Consider the following 20,477-nt stretch of genomic DNA (forward strand, 5'->3'; position numbering starts at 1 on the left):
CCCTTTGAAATACCTTGCTTCCTTTCGAACTACGCTGAAAGTCTCGCGCTACTTATTCAGAGCGTTAGCGTTACTCATTTGGCTCTTAATCGCCTTTGTTTCGGTGTTTTACATCGTCAATGCCCTGCACCAGCGGGAGTCTGAAATTCGTCAGGAGTTCAACCTTAGCTCCGATCAGGCGCAGCGTTTTATCCAGCGCACGTCGGATGTGATGAAAGAGCTCAAATATATTGCCGAGAACCGTTTAACGGCGGAAAACGGCGTTATGTCGTCGCGTGCGCGTGATGACAAAATGGTGGTGCCGGACTTTGAACCGCTATTCGCCGACTCAGACTGTGCGGCGATGGGCTCCGCCTGGCGCGGATCGCTGGAGTCGCTGGCCTGGTTTATGCGTTACTGGCGCGACAACTTTTCAGCGGCGTATGATCTTAACCGCGTTTTCCTGATTGGCAGCGATAACCTCTGTATGGCGAATTTCGGCCTGCGTGAAATGCCCGTGGAGCGCGATGATGCGTTAAAAGCGTTACATGAGCGGATTATGAAATACCGCAACGCGCCGCAGGAAGAAAGTGGGAATAACCTTTTCTGGATAAGCCAGGGCGCGCGTCAGGGCGTGGGCTACTTTTATGCGCTGACGCCGGTGTATCTGGCCAATCGTCTGCAGGCGCTGCTGGGCGTCGAGCAGTCCATCCGCATGGAAAATTTTTTCACGCCGGGCAGTTTGCCGATGGGCGTCACTATTATTGATGAGAACGGCCATTCGCTGATTTCGTTGACCGGTCCTGACGGCAATATTAAAGCAGAGCCGCGCTGGATGCAGGAGCGATCCTGGTTTGGTTATACGCCAGGTTTTCGCGAACTGGTACTCAAAAAAAGCCTGCCGCCATCCTCGCTCAGTATTGTCTATTCTGTGCCTGTAGATTTAGTCCTGGAGCGTATTCGTATTCTTATCCTGAATGCTATCCTGCTAAACGTGCTGGTGGGCGCAGGGCTGTTTACGCTTGCGCGGATGTATGAGCGGCGAATTTTCATTCCGGCGGAGAGCGATGCCCAGCGTCTGGAAGAGCATGAACAGTTCAACCGTAAAATCGTTGCCTCCGCGCCGGTGGGGATCTGTATTCTGCGCACTATCGATGGTGTCAATATTCTGAGTAACGAACTGGCGCACACCTACCTGAACATGCTCACGCATGAAGACAGACAGCGCCTGACGCAAATCATTTGCGGCCAGCAGGTTAACTTCGTTGATGTATTGACCAGCAATAATACCAATTTGCAAATTAGCTTCGTCCATTCCCGCTATCGCAATGAAAACGTCGCGATTTGCGTGTTGGTAGATGTGAGTACGCGCGTCAAAATGGAAGAGTCGCTGCAGGAGATGGCGCAGGCGGCGGAACAGGCAAGCCAGTCTAAATCCATGTTCCTTGCGACGGTCAGCCATGAATTGCGCACACCGCTGTACGGTATCATTGGCAATCTCGATCTGCTGCAAACCAAAGAGCTGCCAAAAGGCGTGGATCGGCTGGTCACGGCGATGAATAACTCCTCCAGTCTGTTGCTGAAAATTATCAGCGACATTCTCGACTTCTCGAAAATTGAGTCGGAACAGCTAAAGATTGAGCCGCGCGAATTTTCACCGCGAGAGGTGATGAACCATATCACCGCCAATTATCTGCCGCTGGTGGTGCGTAAGCAGCTCGGCCTGTATTGTTTTATTGAGCCTGACGTGCCGGTATCTCTGAACGGCGACCCGATGCGTTTACAGCAGGTCATTTCAAACCTGTTGAGCAACGCCATTAAGTTTACCGATATTGGCTGCATCGTGCTGCATGTGCGCTGTGATGGGGATTATCTCAGCATTCGCGTGCGGGATACCGGCGTCGGTATTCCGGCAAAAGAGGTGGTTCGCCTGTTCGATCCCTTCTTCCAGGTGGGAACCGGCGTACAGCGTAACTTTCAGGGGACCGGTCTGGGGCTGGCGATTTGCGAAAAATTGATCAGCATGATGGACGGCGATATTTCCGTCGATTCGGAGCCGGGCATGGGAAGCCAGTTTACGCTGCGCATCCCGCTTTATGGCGCGCAATACCCTGTGAAAAAGAGCGTGGAAGGACTCGCCGGAACCTGCTGTTGGCTGGCGGTGCGCAATACTTCTTTGTGCCAGTTTATTGAGACCAGTCTGGCGCGTAGCGGCGTTCATACGCAGCGTTATGAAGGGCAAGAACCCGCCGCGGACGATATTTTGATTGTCGATGACGCGCTGGAGCATACCTGGCAGGGGAGGGCGGCGGTCGTCTTTTGCCGCCGTCATATCGGGATTCCGTTGGAAAGAGCGCCGGGCGAGTGGGTGCATAGTGTGGCGTCGGTGCATGAGTTGCCCGCACTGTTGGCGCGTATTTATAGTATTGAGCTGGATAGTGAAGCGCTTTCCAGCGCATTGCCGACGACGGATAAAACCGCAGATTCAAATGACGACATGATGATTCTGGTCGTTGACGATCATCCGATCAATCGCCGCTTGCTGGCCGATCAACTGGGATCGCTGGGATATCAGTGTAAGACAGCCAATGATGGTGTGGACGCTCTGAATGTTCTGAGTAAAAATGCTATCGATATTGTTCTGAGCGATGTGAACATGCCGAACATGGACGGCTATCGCCTGACGCAGCGTATCCGTCAGCTTGGGCTGACGCTGCCGGTCGTCGGCGTGACGGCGAACGCGCTGGCGGAAGAGAAACAACGTTGCCTGGAGTCCGGTATGGACAGCTGTTTGTCGAAGCCTGTGACGCTGGATGTGTTGAAACAGACGCTGGCGGTGTATGCCGAGCGGGTACGTAAAACGCGGGCATAAAAAATGCCGGATGGCGGCGTCGCCTGTCCGGCCTGTAAAAGATGAGTCGACTGGTAGGCCTGATAAGCGTAGCGCCATCAGGCTGGGTAACATAAAAGCGATTTATTCTTTGTCTGTCGGACTCAGGGTGACGGAAGAGAGATAGTTGAGCAGCGCGATATCATTCTCTACGCCCAGTTTCATCATCGCCGATTTCTTCTGGCTGCTGATGGTCTTAATGCTGCGGTTGAGCTTCTTGGCGATTTCGGTGACCAGGAAGCCCTCGGCGAACAGGCGTAATACTTCGCTCTCTTTTGGCGACAGGCGCTTATCGCCGTAACCGCCTGCGCTGATTTTCTCCAGCAGACGAGAAACGCTTTCCGGGGTGAATTTTTTGCCTTTTTGCAGCGCGGCCAGCGCCTTAGGCAGATCGGTTGGCGCACCCTGCTTGAGTACGATCCCTTCAATATCAAGATCCAACACGGCGCTCAGGATCGCCGGATTGTTGTTCATGGTCAGAACGATAATAGACAGGCTCGGAAAATGACGCTTGATGTACTTGATCAAGGTGATCCCATCGCCGTATTTGTCTCCCGGCATGGAGAGGTCAGTGATCAACACATGCGCATCTAATTTCGGCAGGTTGTTGATCAATGCTGTGGAATCTTCAAATTCGCCGACAACATTCACCCACTCGATTTGTTCAAGTGATTTGCGAATACCGAACAGTACAATCGGGTGGTCATCGGCAATAATTACGTTCATATTGTTCATGTATTGGGCTACCTTGCTACAGCAAGCTTTTGACGTAGGCGTCAATGTCGCTGATATATTTTTCTATACCTGGAGCATCTTTCTCACGAATCAGATGTTCCAGCGTTTCACATAACTGCTTGCCGGGTACCAGATTAAGCATGGCAAACACCCCTTTCAGGCGGTGGGCCGTTTGGGCCAGCGCAGCGAAATCGCTGGTTGCCGCCTCAGTATACAACCTCTTAACATCATCCGGTACTGTGTCTACAAATAGCGCATAATAGCCGCTGGCATGAAGCTCGGCATTTTCATCTCCGCCGAGCGGGGAGGCGGGAATCTCTTCCTGCGCCAGCTGCTCTTCGATAAGTTGTAGTACAGCTTCCTGCATAGCATTGCTCATATTAAAGTTGACGCGCAACTGACCCGGGCCAATTTTCCGCACGCCTGACTCATCATCGCTTAAAAGCAAGCCCGAGGCAGTAAGATTAGACGGATTATCCGTTAAAAAGAGATCATATTCTTGACTTATCTGCCTTTCATCCGGCGTGATGCAGGTGGCGCCCCAGTTTTCTAACTGACGCAGCACAATCGCGCGAACCTCGTTGGACGTCACATCGACCATCACGCTCACGTCGTCCAGCAGGCGCTCTTCGACCTGAGTATGCTGATCGTGAGGAAGCATTTTGACATGAACGGTATAGCGCGTGCCCAGCGTTTCTCGCGCTTTAATGTTGAGATGACCGCCCAGTTTGCGCGCCAGTTGATTGCACAGCCAGAAGGTGAGCGGATTCGCTTTGCCGTAACGATCGCCCTGCGTTTCATTCATATACGGGAAATGCAGATTATCAATCTCGTTTAACGTTACACCTTCGCCCGTATCCAGAATACGGAAAGTCAGACGCTCCGCGATAGATTCATCCTGCTCGACTTCAAGCGTAATTTTACCCATAGCGGTCGTCGTGACGGCATACTGAATCAACAGCAGCAAAATCCGGCGCAGGGCGTCGCGATCGCCCCAGCGTTCATCGTTGCCGCTAAGATGGTTATTAATCAGCAGTTGCAGCCCTTTACGCTTAATGGCGGGCAGTACTTCCGGCACGACTTCGTCAATAAGATCCTGCAGGGAGAACAGCGTTGCTTCGCTTTTCCATGCGTCATTTTCCAGCATATTCGCCAGTTGGATTTCATCGATCATACGTACCAATACATCCGCCTGATCCGCCAGTTTCAGGCTTTCCGGCGTGGTGACTGCCGCGGCGTTAACCGCCAGTTGGCGTACGGGCTCTTTAAGCGTGTTGCTGATATTTTGCATAAAGGCGGCGCGGCCCTGCTGATTCTTCTCATACAAACGCTGCGCCTGTTTAAGCTTCTTATTCACCAGCACTTCCCGGTCCTGATCGCGGATAATAAAGATCTGCGTGCGGGGGGCGATCTGGCTGCGAAACAGACGGATCTCATACAGTTCGTTATTAATTGTCGCCTGAATCACGCCCTGATGCTGTTCCGCCATGCTGGTAATATTTTGCAGGTTAAGATGCGGCAACAGATGATCGGCGATTTTATTGCTGATCACGGTGCGGTTTCCTTCCTGATCGTAGACCAGCAGACCCAGCGGCAGCAGAGAAACGATCTCTTCATTAATAGCGCGTAAGACGCGAAGCTCGTTATTCGCCGCGTTGCCGGATGTCGATTCCGTCGTCCGTCCCGGCTGATGACGGAACGTAGCGTAGCCAAATAACGCCAACGCCAGCAGCCCGATGTTCAGCAGTAAAGGCAGCAAAATATTTTGCAACGTATCAAGCAAAAGCGTACCGAACGGTACCTGCCAGATCAGGCGCATTCCGGTAGAGTTAAGCGCTGAGGAGATCTCTATTTTTGAACCGTTAAAGCTAATCGTGACGCTATCAGGCGCTTCCTTTTCACTGCTTCGCCCCGTCGCCTGGGTTGCGTCAGGCTCTATCCGAAAACTGTCCAGCGGCATTCCCGGCGGGATTAAATCATTAATGGGCAGATCAAACGCCACCACGGTCGCCAGATGTCCTGGCTGATTGAAGGTCGTGCGTAGCGTAAAATAGTGACCGTTTTGCCAGGCCAGTTTTCGCAATGAGGAGAAACTTTCGCGCTCATCCAGCGCATTCGCCTGTTGCAACATCTCTGCCCGGCGGGAATCGACGATATTGCCAATAGTGGACTCTTTAAAGCCGGAAGAGAGATCTTTCAACGGTAGGGTAGAGATAAGAATCAGGCTGTTATCCTGTCCGTTGAGGTAATACATTGACCACGGCACGTTTTCCGCGCCCCACAGCGTATCCAGATAGGTTGACATACGCTGCGTCATTTCCAGCGTGGCGCTGTCATGGGAACCGAAAATCAGCGCTTCAGTTTTACGTCGCGGCTTTTCAAGATAATACACATCCTGCTTCAGACGCGTTTCCTGAAGTCCTTCACCTGTCGATGGCGTAGTGGTCGCGGCGATGTTGTCATAAATTTGCCAGGTAACATACCGCCAGGTATCCACGCGTTTATGAATAGCGTGGGTGATATCGACAATTTGATAGCTTTTGTCTTTCAACCAGGCGTTGACGGCGCTCTGTACCATAACGCCCATCGTTACCAGCAGCACAATGATCAGCAATAAGAAGAAACGGGTAATGCTTCCCGGTAGAAGGGAGAATCGGGTAGAGACCGTTGTGTCAGACTGACTCATTTATGTTTACGACCTGTAAAAGCAACGCTGAAGGTGAAGGGCAGTATAAAGGGTAATGAATGAATTTCCAGACTCTTACGTCATGCCGGGCAACTTAACACGCGCTCCGTCGGCGGGACGGGAAAAGCGTACAACCTTCGCAGAATGGTACAAATATAAAGACTACTTATAAATGTTTAGCACTAAATATCAAGAAATTATTTGCTAATGTCTTACGAACGGTCGAGCAGGGGAGGGTAGTGAATAACCGTGATAGTTTTAGGCAGGTAGCATAAATCAGCCGGGTGTGTCTGAAAAAGGGTAAAAAAAACCGAATGCGAAGCATCCGGTTGAAATAGGGGTAAACAGACATTCAGAAGTGAATGACGGTAATAAATAAAGTTAATGATGATAGCGGTCACTATTTTAGTTGCGAATGAAGATTCTGTTTTATCATTCAGTGCTATGAATTTCATCAATTTAACCCGTTGATTTTAAAAGTTTCGTGAATATATTTTGTCTATTTGTGCTTATTTTTACTTGATTTTTGCTTTAAAAAAGTTCCGTAAAATTCATATTTTGAAACATCTATGTAGATAACTGTAACATCTTAAAAGTTTTAGTATCATATTCGTGTTGGATTATTCTGTATTTTTGCGGAGAATGGACTTGCCGACTGGTTAATGAGGGTTAACCAGTAAGCAGTGGCATAAAAAAGCAATAAAGGCATATAACAGAGGGTTAATAACATGAAAGTTAAAGTACTGTCCCTCCTGGTACCAGCTCTGCTGGTGGCGGGCGCAGCGAATGCGGCTGAAATTTATAATAAAGACGGCAACAAATTAGACCTGTTTGGTAAAGTTGATGGCCTGCACTACTTCTCTGACGACAAAGGCAGCGACGGCGACCAGACCTACATGCGTATCGGCTTCAAAGGCGAAACGCAGGTTAACGATCAGCTGACCGGTTATGGCCAGTGGGAATATCAGATTCAGGGCAACCAGACTGAAGGCAGCAACGACTCCTGGACGCGTGTGGCGTTTGCGGGTCTGAAATTCGCTGACGCAGGTTCCTTCGATTATGGTCGTAACTACGGCGTAACCTATGATGTGACCTCCTGGACCGACGTTCTGCCGGAGTTCGGCGGCGACACCTACGGCGCTGACAACTTTATGCAGCAGCGTGGTAACGGCTATGCCACCTACCGTAACACCGACTTCTTCGGCCTGGTGGATGGTCTGGATTTCGCGTTGCAGTATCAGGGCAAAAACGGCAGCGTGAGCGGTGAAAACACCAACGGTCGCAGCCTGCTGAACCAGAACGGTGACGGTTACGGCGGATCGCTGACTTATGCAATCGGCGAAGGCTTCTCTGTCGGTGGCGCTATCACCACGTCTAAACGTACTGCCGATCAGAACAACACCGCTAACGCTCGCCTGTATGGTAACGGCGATCGCGCCACGGTTTACACCGGCGGCCTGAAATACGATGCGAACAACATCTATCTGGCAGCGCAGTATTCTCAGACCTATAACGCAACCCGTTTTGGTACCTCTAACGGTAGCAACCCGTCCACCTCTTACGGTTTTGCCAACAAAGCGCAGAACTTTGAAGTGGTTGCTCAGTACCAGTTCGACTTTGGTCTGCGTCCGTCTGTGGCTTACCTGCAGTCTAAAGGTAAGGACATCAGCAACGGCTACGGCGCCAGCTATGGCGACCAGGACATCGTAAAATACGTTGATGTCGGCGCGACTTACTACTTCAACAAAAACATGTCCACCTATGTTGATTACAAAATCAACCTGCTGGATAAAAACGACTTTACCCGCGATGCGGGCATCAACACCGACGACATCGTAGCGCTGGGTCTGGTTTACCAGTTCTAATCAGCAAAAGATGTTGCTAAAGGGCCTGCGGGCCCTTTTTTCATGCCTTATTCCGGCGTACAAATACGACGTTTTGATATACGCTTGCGTCCATTCGAATGAGGATAAACAGCGATGAAAATGACTTTTTGCCGGGCCGTGTGTCTGGCGGCGGCTTTTTTACTTATGGGCTGCGATGAGGCTCCCGAAACGACAACAGCGTCACCTGCCGCTCAGGTGCTGGAAGGTAAAACGATGGGGACCCTCTGGCGGGTGAGCGTGGTTGGTATCGATGCGAAACGCGCCGCAGAGTTACAGACTAAAATCCAGACTCAGCTTGATGCTGATGATTGGTTGCTTTCTACCTATAAAAATAACTCCGCGTTGATGCGTTTTAACCATTCACGCAGCCTTGCGCCCTGGCCGGTCAGCGAAGCCATGGCGGATATCGTGACCTCGGCGCTGCGTATTGGCGCGAAGACGGATGGCGCGATGGATATCACCGTGGGCCCGCTGGTCAATCTGTGGGGGTTTGGGCCGGATCGGCAGCCGCTGCATATCCCAACACCAGCACAAATCGATGCGGCAAAAGCGAAAACAGGCCTGCAACATTTGCAGGTTATCGACAGGGCTGGACATCAGTTTTTGCAAAAAGATCTGCCGGATCTTTATGTTGATCTCTCCACGGTCGGGGAGGGCTATGCGGCGGATCATCTGGCGCGACTGATGGAGCAGGAGGGCATTGCGCGTTATCTGGTCTCGGTGGGGGGCGCATTAAGCAGCCGCGGGATGAATGCGCAGGGGCAGCCGTGGCGCGTCGCGATTCAGAAGCCGACCGACCGGGAAAACGCGGTGCAGGCGATTGTGGATATCAACGGGCATGGCATCAGCACCTCCGGCAGCTACCGTAACTATTATGAGCTGGATGGCAAGCGTGTCTCGCACGTTATCGATCCGCAAACGGGGCGCCCCATTGAACACAACCTGGTATCGGTTACGGTCATTGCGCCAACGGCGCTGGAAGCGGACGGCTGGGACACCGGCCTGATGGTGCTTGGTACGCAAAAGGCGCAAGAGGTCGTGCGGCGGGAAGGGCTGGCGGTCTTTATGATCATGAAAGAAGGTGAAGGCTTTAAAACCTGGATGTCGCCGCAGTTCAAAACGTTCCTGGTGAGCGATAAGAATTAAAACGCAAGATTACGGGTTTTTGTGGGCGGATTTACGGACACACTGCATGTAAGCAAGCACTATGCTTAATGAAGGAGTCTATGATGAAAAAAGCGTTACTTACCGATGATGAATGCTGGCTGCGGGTGCAGGCGCGCGATGCCAGCGCGGATGGGCGTTTCGTTTTTGCGGTGCGAACCACCGGCGTTTTTTGCCGCCCTTCTTGTCGCTCGAAGCGGGCGTTACGTAAAAATGTTCGCTTTTTTGCCAACGCGCAGCAGGCGCTGGACGCCGGTTTTCGCCCCTGCAAGCGCTGTCAGCCGGATAATGCGCGCGCGCAGCAACGGCGGTTGGATAAGATTGCCTGCGCCTGCCGTTTGCTTGAGCAGGAGACGCCGGTAACGCTGGCGTCTCTGGCGCAGGCGGTGGCGATGAGCCCGTTTCATCTGCACCGTCTGTTTAAAGCGAGCACCGGAATGACGCCGAAAGGGTGGCAGCAGGCGTGGCGCGCCCGGCGGCTGCGTGAGGCGTTGGCGAAAGGAGAGCCGATCACGGCGGCTATTTACCGCGCTGGCTTCCCGGATAGCAGTAGCTACTACCGTCATGCCGACCAGACGCTGGGCATGACGGCAAAACAGTTTCGCAAAGGCGGCGATAATGTCTCCGTTCGCTATGCGCTGACGGACTGGGTTTACGGACGGTGCCTGGTGGCGGAGAGCGAGCGGGGGATTTGCGCGATTCTCCCCGGTGATAGCGACGACGCGCTACTGGCTGAATTACACACCCTTTTCCCGGCGGCCCGCCACGAACCTGCTGACGCGCCTTTTCAGCAACGGGTGCGGCAGGTTGTCGCGGCTATCAACACACGCGATGTGCTGCTCTCGTTGCCGCTGGATATCCAGGGAACCGCGTTTCAACAGCAGGTCTGGCAGGCGTTATGCGCGATTCCCTGCGGCGAAACCGTAAGCTATCAACAGCTTGCCGCGACTATCGGTAAACCCACGGCGGTACGCGCGGTCGCCAGCGCGTGCGGCGCGAATAAACTGGCGATGGTGATCCCGTGTCATCGGGTCGTGCGTCGCGATGGCGCGCTCTCCGGTTATCGTTGGGGCGTGCGTCGAAAAGCGCAGCTATTAAAGCGAGAAGCGCAAAAAGAGGAGTAGCAATGCTGGATCTATTTGCTGATGAAGCGCCCTGGCAAGAGCCCCTGGCGCCTGGCGCGGTGGTGTTGCGCCGCTTTGCGTTTCGCGCGGCGCAGTCGCTATTAGACGATATCGGGTTTGTCGCCAGTCAGTCTCCGTTTCGTCAGATGGTGACGCCGGGCGGCTACACCATGTCGGTGGCGATGACCAACTGCGGCGCGTTAGGGTGGACTACCGATCGTCACGGTTATTGTTATGCCGTGCGCGATCCGTTGACCGATAAACCCTGGCCTGCGCTGCCGTTATCGTTTGCCAGCGTATGTCGTCAGGCGGCAATCGCGGCAGGGTATGCGAGCTTCCAACCGGACGCCTGCCTGATCAATCGCTACGCGCCCGGCGCAAAACTGTCGCTGCATCAGGATAAAGACGAGCCGGATCTGCGCGCGCCTATCGTCTCAGTTTCGTTGGGGGTGCCGGCGGTTTTTCAGTTTGGCGGCCTGCGTCGCAGCGATCCGCTCCAGCGGATCTTACTGGAGCATGGCGATATCGTGGTCTGGGGCGGCGAGTCCCGGCTGTTTTATCATGGTATCCAGCCGCTTAAAGCGGGCTTTCATCCCATGACCGGTGAATTTCGTTACAATCTCACCTTCCGTCAGGCGGCTGAAAAAGAATAAAAATAAGAATTATTATTGCTGTGCAGGTGGAGTTAGTTAAACTGCGGGCTGTTATTATCGGTCCGGGTTGTATGCATGGAACTTCTTATTCTTGTCTGGCGGCAGTACCGCTGGCCATTTATTAGCGTGATGGCGCTGAGCCTCGCCAGCGCGGCGCTGGGGATTGGCCTGATCGCGTTTATCAATCAGCGCCTGATTGAAACGGTGGACACCACCGTCATGGTGCTGCCGGAATTTCTCGGTCTGCTCCTGTTACTAATGGTCGTCACATTAGGTTCCCAACTGGCGCTCACCACTCTGGGACACCATTTCATTTACCGCCTGCGCAGCGAATTTATCAAGCGCATTCTGGATACACACGTTGAACGCATTGAGCAACTGGGCAGCGCCTCTTTACTGGCCGGTCTGACCAGCGATATTCGCAATATTACTATCGCCTTTGTGCGTCTGCCTGAGCTGGTGCAGGGCATTATCCTCACCGTCGGCTCGGCGGCGTATCTGGCGATGCTATCGACAAAAATGCTGCTGGTTACGGCTATCTGGATGGCGGTCACTATCTGGGGCGGATTTGTGCTGGTGGCGCGGGTTTACCAGCATATGGCGACCCTGCGCGAGACCGAAGATAAGCTGTACAACGACTATCAGACGGTGCTGGAAGGACGCAAAGAGCTGACGCTAAACCGCGAGCGTGCGGAGCAGATTTTTCAGCAATGTTATACCCCGGACGCCAAAGAGTACCGTCATCACATTATCCGTGCCGATACTTTTCACCTGAGCGCCGTCAACTGGTCGAATATCATGATGCTGGGAGCGATAGGCCTGGTCTTCTGGATGGCGAATAGTCTCGGCTGGGCGGATACCAACGTCGCGGCGACCTATTCACTGACGTTGCTGTTCCTGCGCACGCCGCTGCTGTCTGCGGTGGGGGCGTTGCCAACGCTACTGACCGCCCAGGTGGCGTTTAATAAACTGAATAAATTCGCGCTCGCCCCGTATAAGCCTGATTTTCCACAGCCGAAAGCCTTTCCCGACTGGAAGACGCTGGAGCTGCGCAACGTGGTTTTTCACTATCAGGATAACGCGTTTTCCGTGGGGCCCATCAACCTGACGATTCACCGCGGCGAACTGCTGTTTTTAATTGGCGGCAACGGTAGCGGGAAATCGACGCTGGCCATGTTATTGACCGGATTATACCAGCCGCAATCGGGAACGATTTTACTTGATGGTCAACCTATTGCCGCCGGACAGCCGGAAGATTATCGCAAACTGTTTTCTGCGGTGTTTACCGATGTGTGGTTATTCGACCGCCTGCTGGGGCCGCAGGGGAAACCCGCCAATCCCGCGCTGGTCGAAAAGTGGCTTGAGCACCTGAAAATGACGCACAAGCTGGAGCTAAACGACGGGCGCATTTTGAATCTTAAACTGTCGAAAGGGCAAAAAAAGCGCATTGCGCTGCTGCTGGCGCTGGCGGAAGAGCGCGATATTATTTTGCTGGATGAGTGGGCCGCCGATCAGGACCCGCATTTCCGCCGGGAATTTTATCAGGTACTGTTGCCGTTAATGCAGGAAATGGGCAAAACCATTTTCGCCATCAGCCATGATGATCACTATTTTATTCACGCCGATCGTCTGCTTGAAATGCGTAACGGACAGCTAACCGAACTCACCGGCGACGAACGTGACGCCGCCTCGCGTGATGCGGTTGCGCGTACTGCGTAATGGACTATGGCGCCGGATGAACCACCTGATGGCAGCCCTACGTCCGCACGCGGGTAGGCCTGATAAGATGCCACGCGTCGCCACCAGGCATCGGGTTATTTCTTGCGGCGGGCGAGCGGGGCTCCAGACGTGTTTTAAAAAGAACCCCGGAGCGCTGCGTGAGTCGACATGTTCAGATGCCCGGTAAGTGTGACCGGGCAGCGTAACATTATCGCGCGACGGCGTTCTGTACGTTAGCGTCCGCTTTCCAGATGCGGTATTTCACGTCCACATTCGCCGGGGTATACACCACGATCGGCAGCTTGCTGTTGTAGCGCAGCATCCCGTCTTCACCCAGCCAGGCGGTGACGAATTTTTGCTCTTTCTTACCGTCAGGGCAGGCCATCATGGTTGATACCGGAGAGGTGACGTTATCAAAGACATAATAGTCATAGCCCCAGCCTTCCAGCGTTTTTGTTTCCAGCGTGCCGCCGAGGCGATGCTGGTTACAATCCACATTCAGCGTTTGGCCAATCAACAGTTCCACTTTTAGGGTTGATTCATCCTGCTGAGGGGTAAGGGTTATCACTTGCCGCTTCATTCCTTTTTCCGCCTGCGGATAGGGGGCGATTTTTTCCAGCGGCTGGGCGGTATCACCATTGTTAGCCCAGGCAGAGGCGCTGGCGAGGGCGGCGAAGACAACGGCAGGGACAAACATCTTCATTTGATTGTTCACAGTATTTCCTTTCTGCTGTTTTCGGTATGCACGGACAACAGATTAACACATTCATATTATCTATTAATCTGTATTTACTCATATTTTCAAGATTATTAATAAAATAGCGTCTTTTTATATAGTGGAATATTCCGATATTGATAATGTAAATGAAATTATCAACTATTAGTGATTTTCGTTATATAAGCATCTATATAACTCATTGAAATGTGAGAAAAAGCACGTTTACGGGTCTTTACCCGGCACTCTTTTGATCCGGCAACAGCATTTACCTCTATCGGGGTATGCATCTCTTACACATCCTGAAATATCTTATTTACAAAAACAACTACTCATAAATTGTACGGTTTTTATTGGTATTCACTCCCTATGGAAGCGTGTCGTTATGGAAGGGCGATATCATGGTTGATTTATCCCGTCGAAGCATGTTGACCGGCAGTTGGCGCAACGCCAGCAATGGGATTCTTCCGCCGTGGGCCAGAGAAACAACCTATTTTCTCGCACATTGTCTGCGTTGCGACGCCTGCATCCAGGCGTGTGAGGCCGACATCCTGCAGCGAGGGGCGGGGGGATATCCGAGCGTAGATTTCAAACGGGGCGAGTGCAGCTTTTGTTATGCCTGTGCGCAGGCCTGTACCGAATCGCTTTTTCTTCCGCGCCACACCAGGGCCTGGGATCTGGTTTTTACGCTCACGGAAAACTGCCTCGCCAGGCAATCGGTTGAATGCCATCGCTGCCAGGACAGTTGTGAACCTATGGCCATTACCTTTCGTCCCACGCTATCCGGCATTTACCAGCCGCAGCTTGACTCGCAGGCCTGTAACGGATGTGGGGCGTGTGTGGCTATCTGTCCCGTGTCAGCCATCAAAGCGGAGAACCACCATGCGCACTAACTGGCAGGTCTGTAGCCTGGTCGTGCAGGCCAAAAGTCAGAACACCGCCGCCATTGGCACACAGTTGAATACATTGCCGGGTTGCGAAGTCGCGTTAAGCGACATTGAAAGCGGGCAACTGATCGTGGTGGTGGAAGCAGATCAGAGTGAAACGCTGATGCAAACAATTGAGTCAGTACGCAATGTCGAGGGCGTACTGGCGGTGTCGCTGGTTTATCACCAGCAGGATGAGCAAGGTGAGGAAACACCATGAAACTCAGTCGTCGTAGCTTTATGAAAGCTAACGCCGTTGCGGCCGCTGCGGCGGCTGCCGGTCTGAGCGTGCCGGGCGTCGCCCGCGCCGTTGTCGGGCAGCAGGAAGCCATCAAATGGGATAAAGCGCCGTGCCGTTTTTGCGGAACGGGTTGCGGTGTGTTGGTGGGAACGCAGCAGGGCCGTGTGGTCGCCTGCCAGGGCGACCCCGACGCGCCGGTCAACCGTGGTCTGAACTGCATTAAAGGCTACTTCCTGCCCAAAATCATGTACGGCAAAGATCGTCTGACGCAGCCGATGCTGCGCATGAAAGACGGCAGCTATCACAAAGACGGCGAGTTTACGCCGGTGAGCTGGGAACAGGCCTTCGATGTGATGGAAGAGAAGTTTAAAACCTCCCTGAAAGAGAAAGGACCAGAAGCGATCGGCATGTTTGGGTCGGGTCAATGGACCATCTGGGAAGGCTATGCCGCCGCGAAACTGTTCAAGGCTGGTTTCCGCTCTAACAACATCGACCCGAACGCGCGTCACTGCATGGCCTCGGCGGTGGTGGGCTTTATGCGCACCTTTGGCATGGATGAACCGATGGGCTGCTACGACGATATCGAGCAGGCCGATGCGTTTGTGCTGTGGGGTTCCAACATGGCGGAGATGCACCCGATTTTATGGTCGCGCATCACTAACCGCCGTTTGTCCGACCCGAATGTGAAGGTCGCTGTCCTCTCCACCTTCCAGCACCGTAGCTTTGAGCTGGCGGACAACGGTATTGTCTTTACCCCGCAAAGCGATCTGGTGATCCTTAACTATATCGCGAATTACATTATTCAGAACAACGCGGTAAATCAGGATTTCTTCACAAAGCATGTGAACCTGCGTAAAGGGGCGACGGATATCGGCTACGGCTTACGCCCGACGCACCCGCTGGAAAAAGCGGCGAAGAATCCGGGCTCCGACGCTTCCGAGCCGATGAGCTTCGACGAGTATAAAGCCTTCGTGGCGGAATATACGCTGGACAAGACCGCTGAAATGACCGGCGTGCCGAAAGATCAACTGGAACAGTTGGCGCAGCTCTACGCCGATCCGAATAAGCGCGTGATCTCTTACTGGACGATGGGTTTTAACCAGCATACCCGCGGCGTGTGGGCGAATAACCTGGTTTACAACCTCCATCTGCTGACCGGAAAAATCTCCCAGCCTGGCTGCGGTCCTTTCTCGCTGACCGGCCAGCCTTCCGCCTGCGGTACGGCGCGTGAAGTGGGAACCTTCTCACACCGTCTGCCCGCAGACATGGTCGTGACGAACGAAAAACACCGTGATATCTGCGAAAAACACTGGCAGATCCCCGCTGGCACTATCCCGGCAAAAGTGGGTTTACATGCGGTGGCGCAGGATCGTGCGTTGAAAGACGGCAAGCTGAACGTCTACTGGGTAATGTGTAATAACAATATGCAGGCCGGGCCGAACATCAATGAAGATCGAATGCCGGGCTGGCGCGATCCGCGTAACTTTATCATTGTCTCCGATCCTTACCCGACGGTGAGCGCGCTGTCTGCGGATCTGATCCTGCCGACCGCCATGTGGGTTGAGAAAGAAGGCGCTTACGGCAACGCCGAACGCCGCACGCAGTTCTGGCGTCAGCAAATTAAAGCGCCGGGCGAAGCTAAATCCGACCTCTGGCAACTGGTGCAGTTCTCCCGTCGTTTTAAAACCGAGGAGGTCTGGCCGGAGGCGTTGCTGGCCCAGAAGCCGGAGCTGCGCGGTAAAACGCTGTATGACGTTCTGTTCGCCACGCCTGCGGTCAGCAAATTCCCGCTGAGCGAGCTGAAAGAGGATCAGTTAAACGATGAGTCTCGTGAGCTGGGCTTCTATCTGCAAAAAGGGCTGTTTGAAGAATACGCCTGGTTTGGACGTGGCCACGGGCACGATCTGGCGCCGTTCGACGATTACCACAACGCGCGCGGTCTGCGCTGGCCGGTCGTCGAAGGCAAAGAGACGCAATGGCGTTACAGCGAAGGCAACGACCCGTATGTAAAAGCGGGGGAAGGGTACAAATTCTACGGTAAACCGGATGGCAAAGCGGTGATCTTCGCGCTGCCATTTGAACCCGCGGCGGAGTCGCCGGACAACGAGTACGATCTGTGGCTTTCCACCGGTCGCGTGCTGGAACACTGGCATACCGGCAGTATGACGCGCCGCGTGCCTGAATTGCATCGCGCCTTCCCGGAAGCAGTGGTCTTTATTCACCCGCTGGATGCGAAAGCGCGCGATCTGCGTCGTGGGGATAAGGTTAAAGTGTCGTCCCGCCGCGGCGAAGTGATTTCGATTGTCGAAACGCGTGGACGTAACCGTCCGCCGCAGGGACTGGTGTATATGCCGTTCTTCGATGCCGCTCAGCTAGTGAACAACCTGACGCTGGATGCGACGGACCCGCTCTCTAAAGAGACGGACTTCAAGAAGTGCGCCGTTAAGCTGGCGAAGGTGTAACGCGTTATGTCCCGTACAGCGAAACCCCAAAATGGCCGCCGCCGCTTCCTGCGTGATGTTGTGCGCACTGCGGGCGGGCTGGCGGCGGTTGGCGTGGCGCTGGGCTTGCAACAGCAAACCGCGCGCGCAACGGGCGTGCGGCTGCATCCGCCTGGCGCGCTGAATGAAAATGTCTTCGCCAGCGCCTGTGTGCGCTGCGGGCAGTGCGTTCAGGCGTGTCCATACGACACGCTAAAACTGGCGACGCTGGCCTCCGGGCTATCGGCAGGCACGCCCTATTTCGTCGCTCGCGACATCCCCTGCGAAATGTGTGAAGACATTCCGTGCGCCAAAGTCTGCCCCAGCGGGGCGCTGAATAAAGATATCGCCTCCATTGATGACTCGCGCATGGGGCTGGCGGTGCTGCTGGATCAGGAAAACTGCCTCAACTTTCAGGGGCTGCGCTGCGACGTTTGTTACCGCGAATGCCCGAAAATCGATGAGGCCATCACGCTGGAGCTGGATCGCAACATGCGCACCGGCAAACATGCGCGCTTTCTGCCCACCGTACACAGCGACGCCTGTACCGGCTGCGGCAAATGCGAAAAAGTCTGCGTACTGGAGCAACCAGCGATAAAAGTGTTGCCGTTGTCATTGGCGAAAGGGGAGTTAGGACACCATTACCGCTTCGGCTGGCTGGAGGGGAAAGATGGCAAATCGTAAACGCGACGCCGGGCGAGAAGCGCTGGCGAAAAAAGGCTGGTGGCGTAGCCACCGCTGGCTGGTGTTACGCCGTATCAGCCAGTTTATGGTGCTGGGGATGTTTCTCAGCGGCCCGTGGCTGGGCTTTTGGGTTTTGCATGGCAACTACAGCAGTAGTTTGCTGTTCGATACCCTCCCGTTGACCGATCCGCTGATTACCCTGGAAAGTCTCGCCAGTGGACATCTTCCCGCTACCGTGGCGCTGACGGGAGCAGTGATTATCGCTGTGCTGTATGCGCTGGCGGGAAAGCGATTATTTTGCAGTTGGGTTTGCCCGCTAAACCCCGTTACCGATTTGGCTAACTGGATGCGCAGGAAATTTGACCTGAACCAGTCTGCGACGATTCCACGCCATATACGGTACGTCCTTCTGGTGGTGGTGTTAATCGGTTCGGCGTTGACCGGCACGCTGCTGTGGGAATGGATTAATCCCGTGTCGCTGTTAGGTCGTAGTCTGATTATGGGATTTAGTAGCGGCGCGTTGCTGATTATTGCTTTGTTTTTATTTGATTTATTAGTCGTTGAGCACGGTTGGTGCGGGCATATTTGCCCGATGGGCGCGCTGTATGGCGTGCTGGGCAGTAAAGGCGTAGTGACCGTGACGGCCAAAAAACGTGAGAAATGTAATCGCTGTATGGATTGTTTTCATGTTTGCCCGGAACCGCATGTGCTACGTGCGCCGGTGCTGGATGAGCAAAGCCCGGCGCAGGTCACTCACCGCGACTGCATGACCTGCGGTCGCTGCGTGGATGTCTGTTCTGAGGATGTTTTTACAATAACGATACACAACATCATTCGGGATGCATCGCGGCGGTAAGCGAGGAAATCCCCGGGAGCATAGATAACGATGTGACTGGGATTTTCGAGCACAGCCAACAAAGAGGCAGCTCGAAGGATGAAGTGTAAATGCGATGGAGTTCGGGAGCGAAACAATGAAAAGCCATGACCTGATGAAAGCGCTGTGTCAATGGATGGCCACGCTTGCCCTGGTGGTAAGTGGTGCGGTTTGGGCGGCAAACGGAGTGGATCTGAGCCAGTCGCCGGAAGTATCCGGGACGCAGGAAGGGGCGATTCGTATGCCGAAAGAGCAGGAACGTATGCCGCTAAATTACGTCAACCAGCCGCCGATGATCCCGCACAGCGTCGAGGGCTACCAGGTGACGACCAATACCAACCGCTGTCTGCAATGCCACGGCGTGGAAAGTTATCGTACGACGGGCGCGCCGCGTATCAGTCCGACGCACTTTATGGACAGCGACGGTAAAGTGTCGGGCAACGTCGCGCCGCGTCGTTATTTCTGCCTGCAGTGCCACGTACCGCAGTCTGATACCGCGCCGATTATCGACAATACCTTTACCCCCTCGCAAGGTTACGGGAAATAAGAGGTCATTATGGAAAATTCTAACCGTAAACCCGGCTGGATAAAGCGCGTCTGGCGATGGTGGCGCAGCCCCAGCCGCCTGGCGTTGGGGACGCTGCTGTTAATCGGTTTTATCGGCGGCATCATCTTCTGGGGCGGCTTCAATACCGGAATGGAAAAGGCTAACACCGAAGAGTTTTGTATTAGCTGCCATGAAATGCGCAACACGGTGTATGAGGAGTATATGGAAACCGTCCACTACAACAACCGTAGCGGCGTTCGTGCCACCTGTCCTGACTGCCATGTGCCGCATGAGTGGGGGCCGAAGATGATCCGTAAGATCAAAGCCAGTAAAGAGCTGTACGCGAAGGTATTTGGGCTGATAGATACACCGCAGAAATTTGAAGCTCATCGCCTGACAATGGCACAAAATGAGTGGCGGCGCATGAAAGACAACAACTCGCAGGAATGCCGTAACTGCCACAATTTCGACTTTATGGATCTGACCGCGCAAAAAGGCGTCGCGGCGAAAATGCACGATCAGGCGGTAAAAGATGGACAGACCTGTATCGATTGCCACAAAGGGATCGCGCATAAACTGCCGGATATGCGTGATGTTAAACCAGGTTTCTGACAGGACGTTGATGAGTGGGAATGCTTGAAGCCAGAGATCTGTACTGCGAGCGGGACGAGAGGACGCTGTTTCGCGGGCTGTCGTTCACCGTGGAGGCCGGGGAGTGGGTGCAGGTCACCGGCGGCAACGGCGCCGGAAAAACCACCCTGTTGCGCCTGCTGACCGGGCTGGCGCGCCCGGACGGCGGCGAGGTGTACTGGCAGGGCGAACCCCTGCGCCGCGTGCGTGACAGCTTCCATTCCGGCCTGCTGTGGATAGGGCACCAGCCGGGGATTAAATCCCGCCTGACGGCGCGGGAGAACCTGCACTTTTTCCACCCCGGCGACGGCGCGCGCCTCCCGGACGCGCTGGCGCAGGCCGGGCTGGCGGGATTTGAGGACGTGCCGGTCGCCCGGCTTTCGGCCGGGCAGCAGCGCCGGGTGGCGCTGGCCCGCCTGTGGCTGACCCGCGCCGCGCTGTGGGTGCTCGACGAGCCGTTCACCGCTATTGACGTTAACGGCGTGGCGCGCCTCACCCGGCGGATGGCGGCGCACACGGCGCAGGGCGGGATGGTCATTCTCAC

Annotated in this window: 17 protein-coding genes; 14 read left to right on the top strand and 3 right to left on the bottom strand. The window is 54.2% G+C overall.

Annotation, left to right across the window (positions count from 1 at the left end; genetic code table 11):
* The first annotated feature begins 4 nt into the window (after window positions 1-4).
* On the top strand, window positions 5-2,851 hold the full coding sequence (gene rcsC, locus ACLJZ5_RS18860) for a two-component system sensor histidine kinase RcsC (protein WP_000876084.1): 2,847 nt from the start codon (window positions 5-7) through the stop codon (window positions 2,849-2,851).
* A 102-nt stretch (window positions 2,852-2,953) separates the two neighbouring features.
* Here the strand turns inward: rcsC and rcsB are convergent, their stop codons facing one another.
* Window positions 2,954-3,604, bottom strand: a complete 651-nt coding sequence (gene rcsB, locus ACLJZ5_RS18865) for a response regulator transcription factor RcsB (RefSeq protein ID WP_001061919.1) — start codon at window positions 3,602-3,604, stop codon at window positions 2,954-2,956.
* 16 nt (window positions 3,605-3,620) lie between these two features.
* Entirely contained in the window at window positions 3,621-6,290 is a 2,670-nt protein-coding gene (rcsD, locus tag ACLJZ5_RS18870; protein ID WP_000083205.1) for a phosphotransferase RcsD, read from the bottom strand.
* 728 nt (window positions 6,291-7,018) lie between these two features.
* Between rcsD and ACLJZ5_RS18875 the strand changes: the two genes are divergently transcribed.
* The 5 genes from ACLJZ5_RS18875 to ACLJZ5_RS18895 all read left to right on the top strand — a co-directional run bounded on the left by ACLJZ5_RS18875 (window position 7,019) and on the right by ACLJZ5_RS18895 (window position 12,836).
* Window positions 7,019-8,155: a porin OmpC gene (locus tag ACLJZ5_RS18875; protein WP_000865526.1), complete on the top strand. Its 1,137-nt coding sequence runs from the start codon at window positions 7,019-7,021 to the stop codon at window positions 8,153-8,155.
* 114 nt (window positions 8,156-8,269) lie between these two features.
* The gene (apbE, locus tag ACLJZ5_RS18880; protein ID WP_000784313.1) at window positions 8,270-9,322 is read left to right on the top strand and encodes an FAD:protein FMN transferase ApbE; all 1,053 of its coding nucleotides are present in this window, start codon (window positions 8,270-8,272) and stop codon (window positions 9,320-9,322) included.
* An 80-nt stretch (window positions 9,323-9,402) separates the two neighbouring features.
* Window positions 9,403-10,464: a bifunctional DNA-binding transcriptional regulator/O6-methylguanine-DNA methyltransferase Ada gene (gene ada, locus ACLJZ5_RS18885; RefSeq protein WP_000975970.1), complete on the top strand. Its 1,062-nt coding sequence runs from the start codon at window positions 9,403-9,405 to the stop codon at window positions 10,462-10,464.
* Window positions 10,465-10,466: 2 nt separating this feature from the next.
* Window positions 10,467-11,117: a DNA oxidative demethylase AlkB gene (alkB, locus tag ACLJZ5_RS18890; RefSeq protein WP_000884991.1), complete on the top strand. Its 651-nt coding sequence runs from the start codon at window positions 10,467-10,469 to the stop codon at window positions 11,115-11,117.
* Between the two features lie 75 nt (window positions 11,118-11,192).
* Window positions 11,193-12,836 (top strand): multidrug ABC transporter permease/ATP-binding protein, encoded by a 1,644-nt coding sequence (locus ACLJZ5_RS18895; protein WP_024798088.1) that lies wholly within the window; start codon window positions 11,193-11,195, stop codon window positions 12,834-12,836.
* 208 nt (window positions 12,837-13,044) lie between these two features.
* Here ACLJZ5_RS18895 and eco read toward each other — a convergent pair whose 3' ends face one another.
* On the bottom strand, window positions 13,045-13,539 hold the full coding sequence (gene eco / locus ACLJZ5_RS18900; RefSeq protein WP_023138044.1) for a serine protease inhibitor ecotin: 495 nt from the start codon (window positions 13,537-13,539) through the stop codon (window positions 13,045-13,047).
* A 413-nt stretch (window positions 13,540-13,952) separates the two neighbouring features.
* Between eco and napF the strand changes: the two genes are divergently transcribed.
* The 8 genes from napF to ccmA all read left to right on the top strand — a co-directional run.
* Window positions 13,953-14,444, top strand: a complete 492-nt coding sequence (napF, locus tag ACLJZ5_RS18905; protein ID WP_000228070.1) for a ferredoxin-type protein NapF — start codon at window positions 13,953-13,955, stop codon at window positions 14,442-14,444.
* Window positions 14,434-14,697, top strand: coding sequence for a chaperone NapD (napD, locus tag ACLJZ5_RS18910; protein ID WP_023218378.1), 264 nt, complete (start codon window positions 14,434-14,436; stop codon window positions 14,695-14,697). The genes napF and napD overlap by 11 nt, the downstream gene beginning before the upstream one ends.
* Entirely contained in the window at window positions 14,694-17,180 is a 2,487-nt protein-coding gene (gene napA, locus ACLJZ5_RS18915; protein WP_000778097.1) for a nitrate reductase catalytic subunit NapA, read from the top strand. The genes napD and napA overlap by 4 nt, the downstream gene beginning before the upstream one ends.
* Window positions 17,181-17,186: 6 nt before the next feature.
* Window positions 17,187-17,882, top strand: a complete 696-nt coding sequence (gene napG / locus ACLJZ5_RS18920; protein ID WP_024798089.1) for a ferredoxin-type protein NapG — start codon at window positions 17,187-17,189, stop codon at window positions 17,880-17,882.
* Complete coding sequence (napH, locus tag ACLJZ5_RS18925) at window positions 17,869-18,738, top strand: quinol dehydrogenase ferredoxin subunit NapH (RefSeq protein ID WP_001727140.1); 870 nt, start codon at window positions 17,869-17,871, stop codon at window positions 18,736-18,738. Before napG ends, napH begins: the two co-directional genes overlap by 14 nt.
* A gap of 115 nt (window positions 18,739-18,853) precedes the next feature.
* The gene (napB, locus tag ACLJZ5_RS18930; protein WP_000835182.1) at window positions 18,854-19,303 is read left to right on the top strand and encodes a nitrate reductase cytochrome c-type subunit; all 450 of its coding nucleotides are present in this window, start codon (window positions 18,854-18,856) and stop codon (window positions 19,301-19,303) included.
* Window positions 19,304-19,312: 9 nt separating this feature from the next.
* Window positions 19,313-19,915 (top strand): cytochrome c-type protein NapC, encoded by a 603-nt coding sequence (gene napC, locus ACLJZ5_RS18935; RefSeq protein ID WP_000431778.1) that lies wholly within the window; start codon window positions 19,313-19,315, stop codon window positions 19,913-19,915.
* A gap of 20 nt (window positions 19,916-19,935) precedes the next feature.
* Window positions 19,936-20,477, top strand: a 542-nt coding sequence (gene ccmA / locus ACLJZ5_RS18940) for a cytochrome c biogenesis heme-transporting ATPase CcmA (RefSeq protein ID WP_410959006.1), incomplete at its 3' end; no start/stop codon positions are given.

The sequence above is a fragment of the Salmonella sp. 5800 genome, from assembly GCF_046558195.1.
Lineage (GTDB): Bacteria > Pseudomonadota > Gammaproteobacteria > Enterobacterales > Enterobacteriaceae > Salmonella > Salmonella enterica.